This is a genomic window from Ulvibacter sp. MAR_2010_11 (assembly GCF_002813135.1).
Lineage (GTDB): Bacteria > Bacteroidota > Bacteroidia > Flavobacteriales > Flavobacteriaceae > Altibacter.
In genome coordinates, this window is the sequence record NZ_PHTY01000001.1 from 1525062 (window position 1) to 1546039 (window position 20978).

The 20978-nt window shown below is 39.3% G+C and carries 17 protein-coding genes; 6 read left to right on the forward strand and 11 right to left on the reverse strand.

What is annotated here, in order from left to right:
- Nucleotides 1–2 precede the first annotated feature (2 nt).
- A complete protein-coding gene (gene tsaB, locus ATE92_RS07015) occupies nt 3–659 on the forward strand; it encodes a tRNA (adenosine(37)-N6)-threonylcarbamoyltransferase complex dimerization subunit type 1 TsaB (protein ID WP_100803024.1) in 657 nt (218 codons plus the stop codon).
- Here tsaB and ATE92_RS07020 read toward each other — a convergent pair.
- From ATE92_RS07020 to ATE92_RS07050, 7 genes are all read right to left on the reverse strand, one after another.
- Nucleotides 656–1357, reverse strand: a complete 702-nt coding sequence (locus ATE92_RS07020; RefSeq protein ID WP_100803025.1) for a hypothetical protein — start codon at nt 1355–1357, stop codon at nt 656–658. The two genes, tsaB and ATE92_RS07020, sit on opposite strands and share 4 nt — an antisense overlap.
- 161 nt (nt 1358–1518) lie before the next feature.
- Nucleotides 1519–2238 (reverse strand): hypothetical protein, encoded by a 720-nt coding sequence (locus ATE92_RS07025; RefSeq protein WP_100803026.1) that lies wholly within the window; start codon nt 2236–2238, stop codon nt 1519–1521.
- Between the two features lie 84 nt (nt 2239–2322).
- Entirely contained in the window at nt 2323–3027 is a 705-nt protein-coding gene (locus ATE92_RS07030; RefSeq protein WP_100803027.1) for a hypothetical protein, read from the reverse strand.
- Between the two features lie 46 nt (nt 3028–3073).
- Complete coding sequence (locus ATE92_RS07035; RefSeq protein WP_100803028.1) at nt 3074–3922, reverse strand: mechanosensitive ion channel family protein; 849 nt, start codon at nt 3920–3922, stop codon at nt 3074–3076.
- Nucleotides 3923–3930: 8 nt separating this feature from the next.
- Nucleotides 3931–6048, reverse strand: coding sequence for a thioredoxin domain-containing protein (locus tag ATE92_RS07040; protein ID WP_369819697.1), 2118 nt, complete (start codon nt 6046–6048; stop codon nt 3931–3933).
- 68 nt (nt 6049–6116) lie between these two features.
- Entirely contained in the window at nt 6117–6317 is a 201-nt protein-coding gene (locus ATE92_RS07045; RefSeq protein WP_100803030.1) for a dodecin family protein, read from the reverse strand.
- Nucleotides 6318–6408: 91 nt separating this feature from the next.
- Nucleotides 6409–7323, reverse strand: coding sequence for a NifU family protein (locus ATE92_RS07050; RefSeq protein ID WP_100803031.1), 915 nt, complete (start codon nt 7321–7323; stop codon nt 6409–6411).
- A gap of 75 nt (nt 7324–7398) precedes the next feature.
- Here ATE92_RS07050 and ATE92_RS07055 point away from each other — a divergent pair, with 75 nt between their 5' ends.
- Both ATE92_RS07055 and ATE92_RS07060 read left to right on the forward strand, forming a co-directional pair.
- Nucleotides 7399–12810, forward strand: a complete 5412-nt coding sequence (locus ATE92_RS07055) for a T9SS type B sorting domain-containing protein (RefSeq protein ID WP_100803032.1) — start codon at nt 7399–7401, stop codon at nt 12808–12810.
- 9 nt (nt 12811–12819) lie between these two features.
- The gene (locus tag ATE92_RS07060) at nt 12820–13818 is read left to right on the forward strand and encodes a type IX secretion system membrane protein PorP/SprF (RefSeq protein WP_100803033.1); all 999 of its coding nucleotides are present in this window, start codon (nt 12820–12822) and stop codon (nt 13816–13818) included.
- Between the two features lie 45 nt (nt 13819–13863).
- Here the strand turns inward: ATE92_RS07060 and ATE92_RS07065 are convergent, their stop codons facing one another.
- On the reverse strand, nt 13864–15021 hold the full coding sequence (locus ATE92_RS07065; RefSeq protein WP_232729129.1) for a VWA domain-containing protein: 1158 nt from the start codon (nt 15019–15021) through the stop codon (nt 13864–13866).
- 209 nt (nt 15022–15230) lie between these two features.
- Here ATE92_RS07065 and ATE92_RS07070 point away from each other — a divergent pair, with 209 nt between their 5' ends.
- The 3 genes from ATE92_RS07070 to ATE92_RS07080 are packed head-to-tail and all read left to right on the forward strand — an operon-like array spanning nt 15231 to nt 18684.
- A complete protein-coding gene (locus ATE92_RS07070; protein WP_100803034.1) occupies nt 15231–17423 on the forward strand; it encodes a histidine kinase in 2193 nt (730 codons plus the stop codon).
- On the forward strand, nt 17424–18155 hold the full coding sequence (locus tag ATE92_RS07075) for a LytTR family DNA-binding domain-containing protein (protein ID WP_100803035.1): 732 nt from the start codon (nt 17424–17426) through the stop codon (nt 18153–18155).
- Between the two features lie 16 nt (nt 18156–18171).
- A complete protein-coding gene (locus tag ATE92_RS07080; protein WP_100803036.1) occupies nt 18172–18684 on the forward strand; it encodes a gamma carbonic anhydrase family protein in 513 nt (170 codons plus the stop codon).
- A 3-nt stretch (nt 18685–18687) separates the two neighbouring features.
- Here the strand turns inward: ATE92_RS07080 and murI are convergent, their stop codons facing one another.
- The 3 genes from murI to ATE92_RS07095 all read right to left on the reverse strand — a co-directional run bounded on the left by murI (nt 18688) and on the right by ATE92_RS07095 (nt 20962).
- Nucleotides 18688–19479, reverse strand: a complete 792-nt coding sequence (gene murI, locus ATE92_RS07085) for a glutamate racemase (protein ID WP_100803037.1) — start codon at nt 19477–19479, stop codon at nt 18688–18690.
- A gap of 66 nt (nt 19480–19545) precedes the next feature.
- Nucleotides 19546–20055, reverse strand: a complete 510-nt coding sequence (locus tag ATE92_RS07090; RefSeq protein ID WP_100803038.1) for an OmpH family outer membrane protein — start codon at nt 20053–20055, stop codon at nt 19546–19548.
- Nucleotides 20056–20110: 55 nt separating this feature from the next.
- On the reverse strand, nt 20111–20962 hold the full coding sequence (locus tag ATE92_RS07095) for an OmpH family outer membrane protein (RefSeq protein ID WP_100804385.1): 852 nt from the start codon (nt 20960–20962) through the stop codon (nt 20111–20113).
- Nucleotides 20963–20978 lie beyond the last annotated feature (16 nt).

Here is a 20978-nt window from a genome sequence, read left to right on the forward strand (position 1 = left end):
CCATGGCTACAATATTATGCCTTGAAACAGCAACAACAAATTGTTCGGTAGCACTTTCGGTAAACGGAAGCGTTATTGCTATACAGGAGGATAGGTCCACTACCTATTCTCACGCCGAAAAATTGCATCCTTTTATTGAAAAAGTACTCTCGCAGGCAAAAGTCTCTTACGATGCTATCGACGCTGTTGCCGTAAGCAAAGGTCCGGGTTCTTATACCGGGCTTCGTATTGGAGTTTCAGCGGCAAAAGGGCTTTGTTTTGCCTTAGATGTGCCACTAATAGCTGTGCCGACACTTGAATTATTGGCGCTTCAGATAAGAGAGAAAACAACTTATGTTATTCCTTTGATCGATGCCAGACGGATGGAGGTATATTCGGCCGTGTTTTCAGAGGGAAAAGAAATTAGAACTACAGCAGCCGAAATTCTTTTAGAAACGTCTTTTTCAGAATTTTTAGAGAAAAATACAGTTAGCTTTATTGGAAGTGGCGTCGAAAAGTTCATTCCACTTTGTGATCATAAAAATGCAGTTTTTATAGAAGATGGTATGCCTTCGGCGAATGAAATTGCTGCGATTGCTGAGAACAAATACAAAATAAGCGACTTTGAAAATGTCGCTTATTTTGAACCGTATTATTTAAAAGATTTTATTGCAGGTTAGTTTCCGCTTAGGGAATCGAAATACCTAAATACTCTAATAAGATCCTCTTCTTCATTCATATCGAGGTCGCTACTCTTTATAAACTTGGTAATATCCGGTTTTTTTGAGCCAAAGAATTTTGTTCTTTTCCCGGCAGTAGAAGGGATTTCTACAAATTTATTGTCTTTCGAGACTAAATAGTAAATGTGATCATCCTTATAAGTAGCCAAAACCTCTTTTTCGAAAGAATTTCTGGGCAATCTTGGCGGATAGTATTTTTTATTTAATTTTTTATAGAGACTGAAATTATTTCCGGGAGCAAGTACCTGGAAGTAACCTTCAGAATCGACATCATAAATTATTAAATGCTTGTCTATTTTAACGTAAAGCGAAGGGTCCTTTGTTAAAACTTGAATGGCGGTATTTTCATCGGTTAATTTTTGTGTCACCTCAATTTCGTCTTCCATCACGTTAAATCTGAAAAAAAGATTGGATGCAACTACTTCGTTGTTTTCATATAGTTGTCCGGGAAGAAATGTGTCGTTGTAAAAGGGAGTTCCGTTGGTGCTATCCGGTAAAAATATATCGGTCCCAACTTGATACCTATCAATTTGAACCCCTACATTATTTTCCTGAGTTTTATAATTGTAGTAGTTATATTGAGCTTGACTGCCTATAAAGGTTAAAAGCAGCAATGTGAGCAGTGTGATATTTTTCATTTGTAAAAATTTAAAAGTTTATCGAGATTACATAAAAGTATATCTCATGTATAAGGATATGGTTTAATTCTTCAAAAGTCGTACCAATAACGATTAATTTAAGGAAACAAAAAAAGCGACTCTACAAAGTCGCTTTTTTTGATATGGTAACGCCTTATATTTTATAGACTGGCATCCTTAAATGAGTCGAAATATTTAAAAACCTTGATAAAATCACTTTCTTCGGAAAGATCAAGTTTACTATGATTTATAAACTTATTTATTTCGGTTTTCTTATCGTCGAAAAGTTCGGCTCGTTTATTTTTAGAATCTGAAACTTCGTAAAAAGAACCTTCTTGGTCAACGATAAAATAGATGGGCCTGTCTTTATAGGAAGCCAGAATATCTCTCTCGAACGAATTTCGAGCCTCCTTGCGTGGGTAATATTTCTTATAGTGTTTTTTGTAGAGGTTAAATTTATTGCCAACTACTAAAACCTGAAAATATCCCGATTGTTCCTCGATCGATTCATTTGCATTGTATACAAACAAATCGTTCATAATTTTTACATAAATCTCGGGAGATTTTGCAAGTACCTTTATAGCGTTATCTGCTGCATCGGCACTTTCCTTTACTTCAATTTCATTTTCCAAAGCATTAAAGCGCAACATATAATCTGTTACAATAGGCTCGTTGTTTTCATAAATTACTCCCGGCAAAAAAGCTTCATTGGTATACGGTGATCCGGTATAGTCGTCCGGCAAATAATTAGTAGCTGAGCTATAGCGTTCGGCATTTTCTACTAACGCCCTGGTCGCTCTGTTCAGGGTATGATTGTATTGGGCAAGTATAGTTCCGCCAACCAGACTAAATAACACTAAAATTAAACTAGATTTTTTCATGATTTACTATTTTTACGTTTTACTAATTTGGTTGTCTTTATACAGAGCCAAATTTACCAAAAGTAGCTTGTTCCTACAAACGCTTCATAGTAAGTTATTATAGTACTTTACCAATTTTATTAAATCTTCTTCGGTCTTAAAGTTGGTGCGATTGGTTTTCATAAAGGCTTTAATTTCGTCTTCTTTATTCTTCATTACCTTAAGAAGTTTAGACTTACTGTCCGGCATTTCAACAAATTTTCCATCCTTTGAAACCAAGAAATACGCATCTGTTTGTGTAAAAGATGCAGGTCTTTCTCGATCGTAACTTGTCTTTGGGAATGTTCGGGGCGTATAGGTTACCGTCGATTTTTTATATAAATCGAAATACTTTCCGGTGCTTACAACTTTAAAATAACCTCCTTTTGCATCAGATCCTTCAAAAGGCACCATAATGTATGTATCGTTAAATATTTTTACCATGATGTTCGAACTTTTAATTATAGCCCCGTATTGCACATCATCGGGTGAAGTTTTTATTTCAATCTCATCCGAAAAAATATTATACCGAAGCAATACATTTTTTTGGACGAGTTCTTCGCCGCGAAAAATATTTCCTAAAATAAATTCTTTATTGGCATAAGGAGTACCCTCAGTTGTTTTATACTCGGCATCCGAAAGATTTAAAAACTCTCTATTTTGGTCCAAGTCGATTTGGCGAACACCAATTTGATATGCAGCCCCACCAGTTTGTGCGATATTTGGCAAACTCATCGCGATAATTGCCAGCGTTAAAATTGTCTTTTTCATAATAAATTGTTTTAGAGACTATAATTTACAAAAATTCTATTAGGAATTATTCTCTTTGATTTTCAATTACATTGTAATGATGAACATCTCTTTGGGGGAAAGGAATCACGATTCCTGCTTCTTCCAAACGCCTCTTTCCTTCTTCCAGCGTGTAAAACTTAACACTCCAGAAATCTTCATTTCTTGTCCAATATCGTACAGTAAGGTTCACCGAACTATCCGCCAGTTCCAAAACAGCTACCATCGGCATTTTATCATCCAATTTTAATACTAGTTCCTGTTCCATAATTAAATTTAACAAAATTTCCTTGGCGAGTTTTATGTCACAATTATAACTAATTCCCAATGTAATTGCTTCACGGCGAATTCCTTCCTTGGTATAATTAATAATATTGTCATTAGAAAGCTTCCCGTTAGGAAGAATTGCAATCTGATTACCAAAAGTGGTTAGCAGGGTATGAAAAATGGTTATTTCTTTTACATTGCCTTCCACGCCTTGTGCTTTTATAAAATCCCCTACTTTAAAGGGTTTTAAGAGCAAAATTAAGACCCCTCCGGCAAAATTAGCGAGAGAACCTTGCAAGGCCAAACCAATCGCAAGACCTGCAGCACCCACAATCGCTACCAGGGAAGCAGATTCTACACCCAATTGAGTAATCACTAAAACGAAGAGTAAAATTCTGAGCCCCCATTTTATAAGATTTGCAATAAACTTTTCCAAGGTAACATCGAATTCCTTTTTATCAAAAAAGCGTGTCACCAGTTTATTTATCATTCTTATAATCCACATTCCTACAACCAGCAGCAATATGGCCGCAAGGATGTTGGGCAGAAAGTCAATTAATTTTTGACCGTATTCTTCTATGTAGATATCGATATCTTGAAATTTATCCATAATGGTTATTAGAAATTTTTAATAGATTCAATTGCTTGTTTCGTTTCTTTCACCGGAAGTTTACATGTATTATTTACACACACATAAATAAAGGTCTCTCCTTCAACATAACGTCCTTCCAGTAAATAATCACCACTTTCTTTGGTGCTTCCCGCAACTAATTTATTTGGAATATAGTATTGATTGATTTCATTGATTTTTTCTGAAGCATTACCTCCAACAACCACGATTTCAAAAAATTTCGATTGATAATTAGAAAGTAAATCCATCCAATTTGAAAAACCCGAAGGATATTGTTCCATTTCAGGCTGCACATTGGTAAGCATCTGCCTGCTTGTCTCTCCATAACGGGGATTGTCGAAAAAATGCGACAACTTAAAGAGATTTTTAGCCATAATAGAATTGGAAGCCGGAATTACATTGTCACGGTATTCAAAGTTTCGGGTAACCAATTTGGCATCCTCTTTAGAAGTAAAATAGAACATGTGCTTTTCTTCATCAAAAAAGTAATCGAAGGTATAATCGGTCATCTTTTTAGCTTTGATTATCCACTGCTCATCCATCGTCACTTCATAAAGCGCAATATAGGCTTCAATTACAGCGGCATAATCTTCTAAATAACCGTTGATAGTGCTCTTTCCATCCTTATAATTGTGAAACAATGCGCCATTGTTCTGTAATTGTTTACCGGCGATAAACTTTGCGTTTTTTAATGCAGCATCCAAATATTCCTTTTGCTGAAATGCCTTGTACGCATCTACATACCCTTTTATCATTAGTCCGTTCCACGAGGTGAGTGTTTTATCGTCAAGACGCGGTTTGTCACGTTTGTTTCGGTACGCTAACAATACTTTTTTCCATTGCTGTTTTTTTTGCTGAAGCAGTTCTGACGTAATTTCTGCTTCCGAAATAAATTCGGCATCACTTTGATCGCGAATCAACACATAATGATTGTTTTCCCACTTTCCGAAGCTATTAACGTTATAATAGTCTTTGAAAAGCTCGAAATCTTCACCCAACAATTGCTGTAATTCCTCTTTGGTATAAATATAATAAGCACCTTCTTCCAGTTTACCGGTTGCTGTTTTGCTGTCGGCATCCAAAGAAGAGTAAAATGCACCTTCAGCATTTGTCATTTCCCGTGCAATAAAGTCCAATGTTTCCATTACAATTTCCTGATACAACGGTTGTTGTGTAGCCAAATAGGCATCGCTGTACAAGCTTACCATTTGTGCATTGTCATAGAGCATTTTTTCAAAATGTGGCACATGCCATTTTTCATCGACACTGTACCGGGAAAATCCACCACCCATTTGGTCATATACTCCGCCATACGCCATCTTATTGAGGGTGAGCTGTACATAATCTAAAAGCTCTTTGTCGTTTTCCTGAAACGCATAACGCAGTAAATAATGATAGTTGTTGGGCATCATAAATTTGGGAGCACGCTTATACCCTCCAAATTGATGATCGAAGGTTTTTTCCCATGATCTTATAATATCGGCAGTAGGATAGGTTTTAAAATTCATCGCATTGGTGTTGAAACTAATCAAATCCATGCTTTTAATTCCCTCTTCCAACCTATTGGCGTATTCCTCCAATTTTTCGGGTTCAGTTTCGTAAATTTCCTGAATGCGTTCAATGGCATTTATCCATTCATCCTTTTTAAAGTAAGTGCCACCCCAAACAGGACGACCATCGGGTAAGGTGATTACATTTAAGGGCCAACCGGCGCTACCCGTCATTAATTGGACCGCATTTATGTAGATTTGGTCAACATCCGGACGTTCTTCACGATCGACTTTTACCGAAACAAATTTTGCATTCATAACCGCTGCCACGGTAGAATCTTCAAAACTTTCATGTTCCATCACATGGCACCAATGACACGCGGCATAACCAATGCTCACTATCATTAGTTTTTTTTCAGTCTTTGCCTTTTGTAAGGTTGCTTCATTCCAAGCACGCCAATTCACGGGATTGTGCGCGTGTTGCAATAAATACGGACTAGTTTCATTTATTAATTCGTTGGTATAGGCGTGGGTTTCCAAAATTTCTTTTTTAGAAGTAGTACATGAAAAAAGGAGCAGGAATACTGCGCTAAGAGATAGGTAAAATCGCATCATTAAAACTAAGAGGCGTAAAAATACGCTTTTGTAGTAGTAAAATCGTAAAATTGGAAAGACTAATCTAATTAATTTACTTCAAATGTGATTTTCACATTCACTCTAAATTCTGTAATGTCGTTATTACTGACCATAGCGCTTTGCTCATTTACGTAAACAGACCGAATATTTTTTACACTTTTCGCAGCGTGTTTTACGGCATTTCTTGTAGCATCCTCCCAGCTTTTATTAGAATTTGCCAAAACTTCAATTACTTTTAATACAGACATGTGTTTTATTTTTTAATTTGAATTTCAAGTTACAATTTTAAAAAATAAAAGTTCTCAAAACGACGTTAAAACCTGCTATAGTATTGGGATTTTAACCGTTTATGGCTTCTACAGTTGTAACGCGGCCGTTAAGCATATCTGCGAGCATAGTTTCTATGCCATTTTTTAAGGTAAGTGTTGAGGAAGGACAGCCGCTACACGCTCCCTGTAGAATAACACGAACTGTCTTGGTTTCTTCATCAAACGAATCGAACGCAATATGTCCGCCGTCACTTGCTACAGCAGGTTTTACATATTCATCGAGGATGGCAATAATTTCTTTGTCGATTTCTGAATAGGATTCAGTATCATTATTTTTTACTTCGGAATTCCCTTTAATTGCGGTTTCCTGTTTCTGAAGCATAGCATCTAGCAAAATCGGCTTGTCGTTCTCAATGTATTTTCGAATAAATTCTCGAACTTCCATCGAAATTTCCTGCCATTCGGCAACCTCATATTTCATCACCGACACATAATTAGCGCTGATAAACACTTCCTTCACAAATGGGAAAGTAAATAATTCCTTTGCCAACGGGGCGTGAATAGCTTCATCTATGTTCTTAAATTCAAAAGTTCCTGTCGCCAAAGGTTTGTTTGCCACAAATTTCATAACCGAAGGATTGGGAGTACTTTCGGCATAGACAGTCACCGGTATTTTTTTTGTAGTTTCTGTTTCAATAAGCACAGGCTTTCCTTCATTTAAATACTCCGAAATGGCGGTAGCTACCTCATTTTCAACATCTTTCCAGCTAACAATATTGTATTTTTCAATGGCGATAAAATTTTGAGAAATATAGACGGTCTTTACGAACGGAAGGTGAAAAAGCTGTTGGGCTATAGGGCTGGATTTGGCCTCATCAATGTTCTTATATTCGTAGCTAGTAGCTTGAGTTAAAAAGGAATCGGCCACAAATTTTACAATATTTTCGTTATTCGTGGGTTGTATATGAATGTTAAAATGAGGCATTTAATGGTATTTTTTGCAAAAATACCAAAAGAAAATCAATGTATTCAATATATTTGACCCTTTAACACCTACTTTATGACGAAAATTCTACTCCCCCTAATGTTGTTATTTTCGGTATGTGGATTTTCCCAAATTACTATTGATGAAACTTACACTACACAAGAATTAATTGAAGATATACTTGTTAACAGTACCTGTGCGCAAGTTTCTAATTTTATCCTAAGCACTGGAACCGACTACGGACAAGGCAATGGTATAGGCGCCTTCGATGCAAATGGATCTGCTTTTCCTTTTTCGGCTGGAATAATTTTGAGTTCCGGGTTTGTTGTAAATGCGCCTGGACCCAATAATCCTGCGGTTATTAATAGTGACGGAACGAGCATGTGGCTTGGAGATGCAGACCTTGAAGCAAATACCACCGCTACAGGCACCGAAAATGCCTCATTTATTCAGTTTGACTTTGTTCCTTTTACCACCGAGATTAGTTTTAATTTTATTATGGCTTCGGAAGAATATAACGAATTCTTTGAATGTAGCTTTTCCGATGCCTTTGCATTTATACTCACTGATCAGGTGACGGGCACCGTGCAAAATCTTGCAGTATTACCCGGTACGTCAATACCTATTGAAGTGACAAATATCCATCCTGAAGTATTAGGTACTTGTCCTGCCATAAATGAAGAGTATTTTGGGCAATACAACTTTACCACGGTAAACCCGGATGTGCCATCCATACCCGCCGCTACTTCTCCAATTTATTTTAATGGACAAACCGCTCAATTAACTGCTACGGGAACCGTAATCTCCGGGAATCCCTACACAATTAAGCTGGTAGTAGCAGATCAAGGTGATTCTCTGTACGATATTGCGGTATTTTTAGAAGCCGGTTCATTTAACACAGGCGTAAGTTTACCTCCCGATATGACCATCGCCGGGGGAAATGCGCCTTGCGAAGGACAACCTTTAGAGATTGCGGTAGATCCCGATCCTACCGGACAGACTACGTATCAATGGTATAAGTATGATCCGGTAACAATGACTTATATTCTGTTACCTGGTGAAACCGGGAATTCCATCATGATTACCCAGTCCGGCACCTATCAAATTGAAGTAACCGAAAACGGCAATTGCTCATCTATAGACGAAATTGTAATTGAATTTGCACCACAACCTGTCGCCGTTGTTCCCGATGATTTATTGATTTGCGACGAATTACCCAACGACGGTTTCGGGGAGTTTGATCTAACCCTTCGCGACGCTCAGATACAGGATGGTCAGCCCGATACTTTTGTGACCTACTTTTTAAGTTTATCGGCGGCTCAGGCTAATATTTTCCCTATTGCCACTCCTACTGCCTTTACCAATACCTTACAGGGTTTCCAAAGAGTATTTGCACGTTTGGAGGAGTCTAATTTTGGATGTTTCGATATTGTTCCCTTAGATTTATATGTGAACGATTCTCCTGCCATTACTGCACCTATTACCGATTATTTTATTTGCGACAATGATGGGGATGGGATTGAGGTTTTCGATTTAACTTCGAAGGAGGATGAGATCTTGAATATTTTGGTCAATGTTACATTGACCTATCATATTTCTCAGGCGGATGCTACTGCGGGCAATGCACCTATTGGCACCCCTGATGTGTATCCCAGCGGCAATGCTGTGATCTGGGTACGGGCCGAGAATAGTGCGGCGTGTTTTACTGTGGGCAGTTTTAATTTGGTATTGGGTATGGTTCCTTCCTATACGGAGGTTCCTGAGTTTTTCCAGTGTGATGATTCGGTAGCCGATGGAATAACCCAGTTTGATTTGAATTCACAAAACGATGTGATCACGGGTGGTAATTTTAATTTGAGTGTAAGTTATTATGCCACGCAAGGAGACGCCGATACGGCGAGTATGCCATTGGCTATTCCCTATACGAATGTGACCAATCCCGAGACGATTTATGTACGCGTTGAGGATAATAATACGGGCTGTTATGGCACCTTTGCCATGGATTTAATTGTTGTGGAGGCTCCCGAGATCTTTATGCCCGATCCTTTGGTGTACTGCGATGTAGACAATGATGGTTTTGGTGTGTTCACCCTAAGTGATGCCGATGAGGATGTAGTAGGAGGGAACCCTTCGGGGAGTTTGGTGGTGAGTTACCACCGCACCTTTGCCGACTCACAAAATGGAGTGAATGCCTTGTTGAGTCCTTATAATAATGTGGATCCTTTCAATCAGATTGTATATGTTCGTTTGGTTGATTTGGCTACGGGTTGTTACAATCTAACGACTTTGGAATTAATTGTAGAGGAGAGTCCTCAGATAAGTGATCCTTCGCCTTTGGTTATTTGTGATACCAATGGGGATGGTTTGGCTATTTTTAATTTGACCTTGGTAGAGCCTGAGCTTTATGCCGGCTTGGATCCTTCAGATTACACCACGACCTATTACGATGATCCGGGATTGGCTGTTGCCATTGCTAACCCCACGGTCTATCCCAATGTGACCAATCCCCAGACCATTTATATTGTTGTGGAAGATATTGTCAATGGCTGTCAGAGTCAGACCACGGTAGAACTTATTGTGAGTCTACCTCCTGCGGTTGTATCTCCCACTCCTTTGGAGCTTTGTGATGTGAACAATCCGGGCGATGAGATGGAGGCCTTTAATTTAAACAGTAAGATAGGAGAGATCACAGCAGGCAATAGCACTTTGGTAGTTACCTTCCATGCCACTCAGGCAGACGCCGATACGGGGGATAATGCTTTGGTGAGTCCTTATGTCAATACGGTGCCTCAGCCACAGACGGTGTACATCCGTGTACGCGATGGCAATACGGGCTGTATTGTGAGTCAGGGGTATACGCTGGATTTGGTAGTGAACCCGGTACCCTCTCCTGTGAGTCCTACTCCTTTGGAGGTTTGTGACGATGACAACGATGGTTTTTCCTCGTTTGATTTAACCCTAAAGACAGCGGAGATTATCGGTGGCGAACCTTTTGTGAGTGTTACCTACCATGAAAACCCGACGGATGCTCAGACGGGTGCTTCTGCACTTATAAGTCCTTATTTTAATATAGTTGCTAATCAGCAGACCATTTACGCACGTGCAGAATACAGTCCATCGAATCCCCCACCGAGCAATACGGGTTGTTTCCGTGTTGTGGAGTTGGATTTGATTGTGTTGTCTTCCCCTGTGGTACCTGTTACCCTACCGCCTTTGGTGGTATGTGATGACGATGGGGATGGTGTGGGAGAGTTTGATTTAACCCTTCAGGAGACAGTTATCTTTGGAGGCTTTCCACCTCCTGCAAATTATGTATTGACCTATCATCTGAGTCAAGGAGATGCCGATACGGGCACCAATGCCATTGGTTCTCCCCAGATGTATACCAATGTGAGTAATCCACAGAGTATTTTTATACGAGTATTCGATACGGCTACGGGCTGTTATACGGTCAGGGAGTTTGAGCTGCAGGTAGTGGCCGGTCCACTGGTTAGCCAGGCTGAAGATTTTACCGTATGTGATGATGTGGGTCTTCCCAACGATGGTTTTACGGAATTTGACCTTACGCTCAAAGATGAGGAGATCATCGGTATAGTGTTAGGAGTAGAGGTGTACTATTACGTGAGTCAGGCCGACGCCGATGCCGATGAGAACCGGATTATCCCCTCGAGCAGTTATACCAATATCAGCAATCCACAGACGATTTTCGCCAGAGTATTTGATACCAACAGCCAGTGTGTTAACACGAGTATCAACTTTGAGCTTCGCGTGTTGAACAATCCTGTTGTCAACACCCCCGATCCTATAGAGTTGTGTGATGACAATAATCCGGGCGATGAGATAGAGGTGTTCGATTTAACCCAGAGAGAGGGACAGATAACGGGAAACCCTGCCTTAGACATTACCTATTTTGAGAATTATCAGGATGCCTTTGACAATGTCAATGCGATTTCTGAAGATATATCGGACCCTATTCATGTGGGTGCGTATCCCAATACGAGCAATCCACAGATTATCTATGTACGGGTTACAAACCTGGCTACGGTCTATGAGTGTTTTGAGATTGTGGAGTTGGAGTTAATTGTCAATGGTTTTGCAGACATCAGTGCGAGTATTGAAGACATGATCGTGTGTGAGATTAACAGTGATGGGATTGCTATTTTTGATTTAACCCAGAAGATAGATGAGATATTAAATGGTCAGGATCCGCTGATCCATCAGGTTAGTTTCTATGAGACACCGGGTGATGCTACGGCGGGGCTTAATCCCATTGGAGCCACCACCAGTTATGAGAGTGACGGTAGTGTGAGTCCTCCGGGGCAAGAGATCTATGTAGGGATTTTAAATACTCAAACGGGCTGTTATATTGCAAGTGGGGAAGACCCTGTGGGCAGTGGGGAGTACAGTTTGACCTTCCACCTTCAGGTGTTGGAGGGGGCAGAGGCGTTCCCTCCTGCAGGTCCTTATGTACTTTGTGACGAGGTGGCTCCCAATGATGGCTTTACCGAGTTTGATTTGAGTGTTCTGGCCTTAGAGATATTAGCAGGTCAACCCTATGATGTTACTTTTTATGAGACTATGGAATTGGCCGAGGCGGGAGATGTAGCTACGGCGCTACCAACTTTGTATACCAACATTGTAAATCCACAGATTATCTACGCACGTGTTACCAATGCAGATACCCAGTGTTATGCTACGGTCTCTGCCATCTTGAAGGTAGAGCAGTTGCCTACTGTTGTTCTGGATGAGACGTATCGTTTGTGTTTGGACGCAGATGGCAATCCAATTGCGGAGGAAGAGGGTTCTGCTTCACCTCCTACCATCGATACGGGTCTGGATCCTACCTTATATACCTTTGCCTGGACTCTTAACGGTTCGGTGTTGTTGGGAGAGGTAGGTCCATCGCTTGTAGCCTTGCAGAGTGGCGGCTATACGGTTACCATCACGGAGAATGCCAATGGATGTAGTCAGGAGTTTAGCACTACGGTGATAGAGTCTTCTCCCCCGCTGGTCTATGGCGCCGAGGTGATAAGTGGCGCTTTTGCTTCGAGTCATGTCATTGAGGCGATGGCCGAGGGACTAGGCACCTATGTGTTCCAGTTGGACGATGGTCCTTTCCAGGACGATCCGATATTCACGGGCGTTACGGCCGGAGTACATACGGTAACGATCAAGGATGTAAATGGTTGTGGTAGTGTGATTGTAGAGGTGAGTATTATCGATTACCCGCGTCTTATCACTCCTAATTTTGATGGGTATCACGACACGTGGAATATCATTGGTATTGGCAATGGTGACCCTACGGCAAAAATTTATATATTTGACAGGTTTGGAAAGTTACTCAAACAACTCAGTCCCCTTGGTCCGGGATGGGATGGAACCTACAATGGGAACCCGTTACCCTCGAGTGACTACTGGTTTAGAGTAGAATACACCGAGGACGACATCCAAAAAGAATTTAAAGGACACTTTACGTTAAAAAGATAGATTATTACTATGAAGATAAAAAAAACCTACTTGATGCTCCTATTACTGGCAGCTCCATTTGTGTACTCACAGGACGGTATCCCAATTTATTCCGATTATTTTGCAGATAACTATTATTTGCTTCATCCGTCTATGGCAGGGGCCGCAACGCACAACCAGCTTCGATTAACGGCACGCCAGCAATGGTTCGACCAAAACGAAGCGCCAAATCTTCAAACTATAAGTTTCAACGCGAGAATAGGAGATAAATCTGGTGTAGGAGCGATATTTTTTAACGATCAAAACGGATACCATTCACAAACAGGAGGGTATTTAACGTATGCGCATCACCTCATGTTTTCTCGAAGTGAAGCAGATTTAAATCAGTTGTCCTTCGGATTAAGTGCAGGATTGATTCAGTCAAAATTGGATGAAACTCAGTTTGATCCGAACGATTTTGATCCTATTATAGCAGGAATTATTCAAAGTAGTTCCTATTTTAATGTAGATGCCGGTCTTTCATATAACTTTCTGAATTTCTCGGGTCATTTTACGGCCAAGAATATCATTTTTCAGAATAGAAGCATTTATTCTGAAAAATTTGAACCCAATAATCAGCGAAAATACCTAATATCAGCGGCCTATGCTATAGGGAAGTACGGATCGACCTGGACCTATGAACCTTCCTTTTTGTTTCAATGGCAGGAGCGTACCGGAGAACAGGCCATAGATATAAACTTTAAAGCCTATCGCGAAATGGATTTTGGCAAACTGTGGGGAGGATTGTCTTATAGAAGAAGCTTCGACGGTGCCGAATTCTTAGACGGAACTGAAATTGCAAACCAGAAATTACAATATATCACCCCTGTTGTTGGGGCAAATTATAAAAACTTCTTGTTTGCCTATACCTATTCTCATCAAACAGGAAGTGTAAGATTCACCGGAGGATATCATCAAATTACATTGGGTTACGACTTCCTAGGAGGAAGACCCGAACCTTACGATTGTAATTGTCCCGCGATTAATTAAACCAAAAAAAGCCCTTTCAAAGGGCTTTTTTAATGGATAGACTATTTAATTCCAGGTATAATTCTTGGACAACGCTTGTTTTTTAAGCGCCTTAATCATTGCACTTTCAAGTCCGTTGCTATTTTCCTTTGTGTTTTCTGAAATATATTTTCGGCGTTGTTCATTCAATTTTGCAATTTCCTGTTGAATGCGTTCTCTTTCCTTGCGTTTCGCCGAAACATACGCCTTAATTTCAGCCTTAGACTTACCTTTTAAATTTTCGGGAAGGTCTTCCTTTTTTAAGTTATCATAGCTGAAATCTTTCTCTTCTTCAGCATCGACCAAATCCCAGGTGCTGTTTTTATACAAATGCGATCCTTTGGTAACTGTTCTGCTCACTGCGTTTGCTTTACTGTATTCTGCGGCGTTCGAATCTTGCTCGTACTGTGTGGTCACTTTTTTGTGTCCTAAACTTCCATAAGGAACATAGGTGCCATTTAATTGTATGTTAAGTTGAAGTATCATATCATCGTAAGGTGAAGCTATATGTACGGTTTCAACATTATGATTTATAGCCATGTAGTCGCCATAGGCCAATTGTGCTCCATCCTTCCAATAAGAAGAAATACCATGTTTATAGTCACCACAGAATATGGTGTTTACAACTACACCTTTTTCTTTGGCTTGTAATGCTGCGTCCTTATAGTTTACAGTTCCTTGGGTAAATGGTTCGTTGCCGGCAATGAAAATCATTTTTAAATCATCGGCGTCATTTCCCCAATCCAATTCATTTAAAGAAGACTGAATTACCATTCCGCAATATTCACTTCCGCCATTGGTAGTGAGTGAGAACAATTCTTTCGATACATCGTCAAGATCTTCGGTAAAACCGAGAATTTTTCGAATAAAGCCATCGCGGTTCTTCAAATTGTCATTTCCGTATTCGTAAAGTGCAATTTGAAGATTAGGACGTTCATTTCTGCATTTCGCATAAGACAATTCATTTACAATTTCCCAAAGTTGTGCTTTTGCCTGATCTATAAGTCCGTCCATACTGTTGCTGGTATCTAGCAACAAGGCAACCTTTATAAAGTGTTCCTTTACAATTGGTGTATTATTTTCGGCAGCAATGGCATTTTCAGCAAGTTGCTTAGACACATCGGCCCGGCAAGAAAGTACAGTAGTCATAGTCGCAAATAATGTAAAAAGTGTCAGCATTTTCATAGTATAGATTTTTTTGAATTATACCCTGTAAAACTAGGAGCAACTTATCTTTTATAAAAGCAAGAATGAGGCAACGGGGCTTTTTGATTAGGGAAAATGATGTTACATTTAGATAAGCTGTCTTTTGGTATTTAAAAACCTCTTTTTTTGCTGAATGGCCATTTTACTAAGTGCTGTAAAGTGCGTATGTTTACACTTTATAAATTGTGATGAAAAGCATTTCGTTTCTTCTTTTTTCTTTTATGGTATTGGTTGCCGGCTCTTTATTTTCGCAGACCGACCGAGTATCCAAGGCCCCCTTTACGCTGAAAGGGAAGGTGGTAGAGGCCGAAACCTATGCGCCTATTTCACGTGTAAATATTGAAATTCTGGGTGGAAGTTATACCACCACCAACAATGCAGGCGAGTTTGCCATTTCGGCAAAAATTGGTGATGAAATTACCATAAGGAGTGACGATTTTAAAACTGTTTATTACACCATAAAAGACAGACAGTCGATTACTGTGGAAGTGCAAAAAGCTGAAGTAGCAGCAGCACCTGTTAAAGCACAGACCAAAACCGAATCGCGGGATTTATTTAAAACCTATATCGATTCCTCAGGGTATTTTCTAAAAAAAGATGCTCAAAAAAGTATCGAGTATGTTACAAAGGCGCTGGAATCGGTGCGTAAAAATGCAAGCAGCGATCAAAATGCAATTGCTTTTGAAGCTCTGGGAGATATCAATTTATTTTGGGGACAAAGTGACCTTGCGGTCGATAATTACAAGCGAAGTATTGTTTCAAGTGCCAAAATAAATACGCGCATAAAGCTGGCTACGGCTTTTACAACTAACAAGAATTATCAGGAGAGTATTTCAGAATACCAATCCTTGCTAAAAGAGAGGCTTACCAACTATCAACGAATAGAGGTCTATGAGGGGTTAGGGAATACCTATAAGGCTATTAATGATTTGGTAAAAAGTGTCTTTAATTATCAGAAGGCCCTGGATATTGCCAATGAGCACAAGATTATTCCGAAGATAACCGATTTGAATTCATTTATAGGAGGCGTGTATGCTCAAAGTGGAGCAAAACAGGAAGCGGCTGAGTATTTCGATAATTCCTTGAATCTGGCTAAAAAGGAGAATAAAAAACGAGCTGTAGCTGAAAAGAACACGGTAGCCGATTTTTACAATCAGAATAGAGATTTTGAAAAGGAAATTCAATTGAGGGAAGAAGCCTTGGACGAAATTAAATCGTTAGATGATGCCGAACAAGAAGAAGATATAAACAGCCCCCTAACGGCACAAAGACAAAATTATAAGATTGCCAATGCCTATGTGGGGCAGGAAAAATATAAAGAAGCGATTCCATACCTGGAAAAGAGTATTCGTGAAGCCGATAAAAAGGAAGATTTAGTCGTACAAAAGGATGCCACCAGAAAACTCTCTGAGATTTATCGCGACATAGGTGAATTTGGCAAGGCCGCCGAAAGCTATGAGCGTTATGTGGAAGTGGTTGATGAATTGTATATAAAAAAGGAACAGGAAATTTCACAGGCCTCACGTTTTAGCAGAGAAATTGCATTAAAGCAAAATCGAATTATAAGTCTGGAAAGTGAAAGAGAACTCAATGAGAGCAGGTATCAACTGGCCTTCGAAAACCAGGAATTGATTGAAAAAAACAACCGGGTTCAAAAATGGATTATCGGCTCGCTGATACTAATAGCCTTGCTATTATTACTCATTGCCTACACCCAGTACAAAAGTGTGAAACAACAGAAATTTGCCAACAATTTACTGGCATTAAAAACCTTGCGTACTCAAATGAATCCTCATTTTATTTTTAATGCTTTAAATTCGGTTAATAGCTTTATATCAAGTCATGACGAACGTGCCGCGAATAAGTATTTGACAGATTTTTCGCAACTGATGCGTTCGGTACTTGAAAATAGTGACGAAGATTTTATTCCGTTGGCAAAAGAGATTGAATTATTGGAGTTGTATGTAGGTTTGGAACATTCGCGTTTCGAAAACAAATTTGATTATACTATTACCGTAGACGAATACCTGAAAGTATCAGAATTTGTAATTCCGCCAATGTTGCTTCAGCCGTATGTTGAAAATGCAGTCTGGCACGGACTTCGATACAAAGAGGAAAAAGGATTGTTAGAAATTCATTTTCAGCAAACAGATTCGGAAACGGTGCAAATTACAATATCAGATAATGGTATTGGACGTAAAAAGTCGAAGGAATTAAAGACAGATCATCAGAAAAATCAAAAGTCCAAAGGGATGGGCAACATACAAAAGCGAATCTCTATTTTAAACAAAATGTACAAAGACAAGGTAGATGTAACGGTCGCCAATATTTTTGAAAATGAAGAAGGTACCCGGGTAATACTTATTTTAAAGAAAGACTAGATGAATTTACGCGCTATTATTGTTGAAGACGAAGAAAAAAGCAGAGAAATTTTACGAAATTACCTTTCCAAATACTGTCCGAATGTTCAGGTAGAAGGGGAAGCTTCCAACGTGGAAGAAGCGCTGGTTTTAATTAGAAATAACGAACTGGACATCGTTTTTCTTGACGTGGAAATGCCTTACGGAAACGCCTTCGATCTTTTAGACAAGGTGGGAGATAGACAATTTGAAACCGTTTTTGTCACAGCCTATAATCATTACGCCATTGATGCCTTAAACGCTCATGCTTCGTATTACTTATTGAAGCCAATTTCCATCGACAAACTAATAGAGGCTGTCGACTATGTTTCGGAAATAAAACAAAAGGAAAACAGCCTGCAAAATACCATTCTGCGCCCTGTGAATTCACAAGTAACGGGTAAGATTACCATTCCGTTGCAAAATGGTTTTGAAGTGCTTCAGATAGAAGATATTTTGTATTGTCAGGCCGATGATAATTACACCAATATTTTTCTGAAGGATAAGAAAAAACTGGTGAGTAAAACATTAAAATATTTTGAAGATACCTTGAACGGAAACGGTTTTGCCCGCGTGCACAAATCGTATTTGGTAAATGTAAATGCCATTACCGAATACAAGAAGGGAAAGGGCGGAAGCGTAGTTTTGAGCAATGGGAAACAAATCATGGTGAGTCCTTCCCGAAAGAAAGAATTATTGGCATTTTTCAGTTAAACTACAAAAGAAACCTATGATAATTAAAGCTGTAAATGGTAAAGCACCGCAGATTCCGGAGGATTGTTACATCGCAGAGAACGCTACTATTGTAGGTGCTGTGGTCATGGGAAACCAATGCAGTGTCTGGTTTAATGCCGTAATTAGAGGAGATGTGCATTTTATAAAGATGGGGAATAAGGTGAATGTACAGGACGGAGCAGTGATTCACGCTACCTATCTTACTTCTCCTACCACGATTGGAAATAATGTATCTATTGGTCATAACGCCATCGTTCACGGGTGTACTGTGCACGACAATGTATTAATTGGAATGGGAAGTATAATTATGGACGATTGTGTGGTGGAAAGCAATAGTATTATTGCTGCAGGAGCAGTTGTGACAAAAAATACACGGGTAGCATCAGGCAGTATTTATGCGGGAATTCCCGCCAAAAAAGTGAAAGATATAAGTGCCGAATTGATAGAAGGAGAAATTGACAGAATTGCCAACAACTACGTGAAATATTCGAGTTGGTTTAAAGAATAGCCTTTAGAAATCTTTTTTCGCTACTGAAATTTTTTCAGAATAGCTTTGCAACAGAAATTGAAGCGTAGCGGTATTGGCATTGGTATAAAACTGAAGCGAAGGAATCACGTTCGTATCATTTATCATTTCCATTTGCTCCAGCAAATTTTTGGTCTGTCGCGCCACTGCTTCTCCCGAATCGATAATTTTTACGTGTGACGGAAGTAATTTCTTCAGTTCCGGAATAATATACGGGAAATGGCTACATCCCAAAACCAGATAGTCTACATTGGCATCTATAAGTTGCCGGGTATATTTTTTTAAAAGCGCAATCATTTCGAGACTATGAAGTTTACCGGCTTCAATAAGAGGAACCAAACCTTCACCTACAATTTCAATTACTGAAATATCATTAGCAAACTCCATTGAAGTTTTATGGAACAGAGTACTGCTCAATGTACCCTTGGTGGCTAAAATTCCTATGCTTTTTGAATGGGTTTTAAGAGCCGCGGGCTTGATAGCAGGCTCAATTCCTATTATCGGAATTGAAAAACGGGATCGTAAAGTATCTATAGCATTGGTAGTTGCTGTATTACAAGCCACTACGATAATTTTAGATCCGGCATTAATCAAAGCTTCGGTGTTTTTAATGCTTAAAGAGGTTATTTCTTCGGGAGTTTTATATCCGTAGGGCGCATTCTTACTATCTGCCAGATAGATTGTATTTTCAAAAGGCAGTAACTGATGGATTTCCTTCCAAATGGAAGTGCCTCCTACTCCGGAGTCGAAAATACCAATAGGACTGCTTTTGTTCATAGTATAAAAATAAAAAACTGCTCACCAAATGGGAGCAGTTTTAACGTAACTTTTTGGGGAAAGTGATTAAAGTCCCAATTCCTTTTTAACGGCGGGTAATAAATCCGTTCCTTCTGCCAATAGTAAGCCGGCTCCTGTAGTAGAATCCAATACATATTGGAAACCTTGTGCTCTTGCCACTTTTTGAATAGCTGTACGGGCTTTTTCTAAAATCGGCTTAAAGATGTCAACCTGTTTTTTGTCAAGATCCTGTAATGCCTGATTTCTGTAAGCACCAATGTTGTTTTGCATTCCCTGTACTTCTTGTACACGTTTTGCATTTTCTTCATCAGTTTTAGACTCGGCTTCACCTTCATATTGCTTAATCTTGGTATCAAGCTCTTTTGCCATTGCTTTAATTTCGGTGTCGTAAGTTGTTTTCAGTTTGTCCAACTGACTCTGAGCAGCTTTCATTTCGGGCATTGCCTCTACCAGAGCTTGAGTGTCTATATGTGCAATCTTAGATTGTGCATTTACAAAACTTGTAGCTCCAACAAAAAGCAACACTGCTACTGCAAATAATTTGAATTTTTTCATTGTAATTGTATTAAATTAAGTGTTATAATTATTAAATGTTAAACTAGATTATATGTTAATTTCCGCCGCCGTCACCATCTTCACCACCGTCACCGGGAGGAGGGTTGCTACCGTTATTCTGACGTGCATTTAAAATGGAGTCTTTTCTTTGTTGGCGTTCATCCAAAAGTTTTTGTCTACGCGCGTCAAATTCGGCTTTCTTCACGGCACGAATGGAATCTCTCGTTTTTTTACGATCTTCCATTGCCTTTTCACGCTCATCTTTCTTTTCTTCAATGGCTTCTTCACGTTCGGTTACGGCTGTATCTTCTTCCAAAGATAGGTTGTCACGTGTTTCGATTTCACGCTTTTCCTTTTTATTGGTAGCTTCTTCACGTTTTGCTGCTCTGTTGATGCTTCGCAATACCTGATCGCTGATATCATTTCGCTCTGCTGCAAAAAGCATTACAATGTCTGCAGATTTGTCGAAGATGAAATCGTATTTTTTATTTTCAGCTATTTCCTGAACGATATTAAACACCTGATCCTGAATTGGCTGTATTAATTGTCTGCGTTGAATCATTAAATCGCCATTAGGGCCAAAGCGATCCTGCTGGTATTGCAACATTTCGTCTTCTTCAATTTTAATTTCTTCTTCGCGTTCTTCAATGAGTTCTTTGGTAAGTAATACACGTTCATTACTTAAGTTAAGCTTCATCTGGTCTATTGATTTTTGTTTCTTGTCAATATCCTGTTTCCATCTTTGTACTTTACCTTCCAGTTGTGTGGAAGCTTCGGTATATTCAGGAACATTTTCAAGAATATATTCCATATCAATATATCCTATACGAACGCCTCTTTGTGCCTCTACCGAAAAGCTGAAACACAAAAGGACAAGTGCGATAAAAAGTAACTTTGTAGTTTTCATAATTGTTGGTTGTTGT

Bases quoted from the DNA above. Each gene is read 5' to 3' on its own strand.
- tsaB (WP_100803024.1), top strand. From the start codon at position 3: ATGGCTACAATATTATGCCTTGAAACAGCAACAACAAATTGTTCGGTA.
- ATE92_RS07020 (WP_100803025.1), bottom strand. From the start codon at position 1,357: ATGAAAAATATCACACTGCTCACATTGCTGCTTTTAACCTTTATAGGC.
- ATE92_RS07025 (WP_100803026.1), bottom strand. From the start codon at position 2,238: ATGAAAAAATCTAGTTTAATTTTAGTGTTATTTAGTCTGGTTGGCGGA.
- ATE92_RS07030 (WP_100803027.1), bottom strand. From the start codon at position 3,027: ATGAAAAAGACAATTTTAACGCTGGCAATTATCGCGATGAGTTTGCCA.
- ATE92_RS07035 (WP_100803028.1), bottom strand. From the start codon at position 3,922: ATGGATAAATTTCAAGATATCGATATCTACATAGAAGAATACGGTCAA.
- ATE92_RS07040 (WP_369819697.1), bottom strand. From the start codon at position 6,048: ATGATGCGATTTTACCTATCTCTTAGCGCAGTATTCCTGCTCCTTTTT.
- ATE92_RS07045 (WP_100803030.1), bottom strand. From the start codon at position 6,317: ATGTCTGTATTAAAAGTAATTGAAGTTTTGGCAAATTCTAATAAAAGC.
- ATE92_RS07050 (WP_100803031.1), bottom strand. From the start codon at position 7,323: ATGCCTCATTTTAACATTCATATACAACCCACGAATAACGAAAATATT.
- ATE92_RS07055 (WP_100803032.1), top strand. From the start codon at position 7,399: ATGACGAAAATTCTACTCCCCCTAATGTTGTTATTTTCGGTATGTGGA.
- ATE92_RS07060 (WP_100803033.1), top strand. From the start codon at position 12,820: ATGAAGATAAAAAAAACCTACTTGATGCTCCTATTACTGGCAGCTCCA.
- ATE92_RS07065 (WP_232729129.1), bottom strand. From the start codon at position 15,021: ATGAAAATGCTGACACTTTTTACATTATTTGCGACTATGACTACTGTA.
- ATE92_RS07070 (WP_100803034.1), top strand. From the start codon at position 15,231: ATGAAAAGCATTTCGTTTCTTCTTTTTTCTTTTATGGTATTGGTTGCC.
- ATE92_RS07075 (WP_100803035.1), top strand. From the start codon at position 17,424: ATGAATTTACGCGCTATTATTGTTGAAGACGAAGAAAAAAGCAGAGAA.
- ATE92_RS07080 (WP_100803036.1), top strand. From the start codon at position 18,172: ATGATAATTAAAGCTGTAAATGGTAAAGCACCGCAGATTCCGGAGGAT.
- murI (WP_100803037.1), bottom strand. From the start codon at position 19,479: ATGAACAAAAGCAGTCCTATTGGTATTTTCGACTCCGGAGTAGGAGGC.
- ATE92_RS07090 (WP_100803038.1), bottom strand. From the start codon at position 20,055: ATGAAAAAATTCAAATTATTTGCAGTAGCAGTGTTGCTTTTTGTTGGA.
- ATE92_RS07095 (WP_100804385.1), bottom strand. From the start codon at position 20,962: ATGAAAACTACAAAGTTACTTTTTATCGCACTTGTCCTTTTGTGTTTC.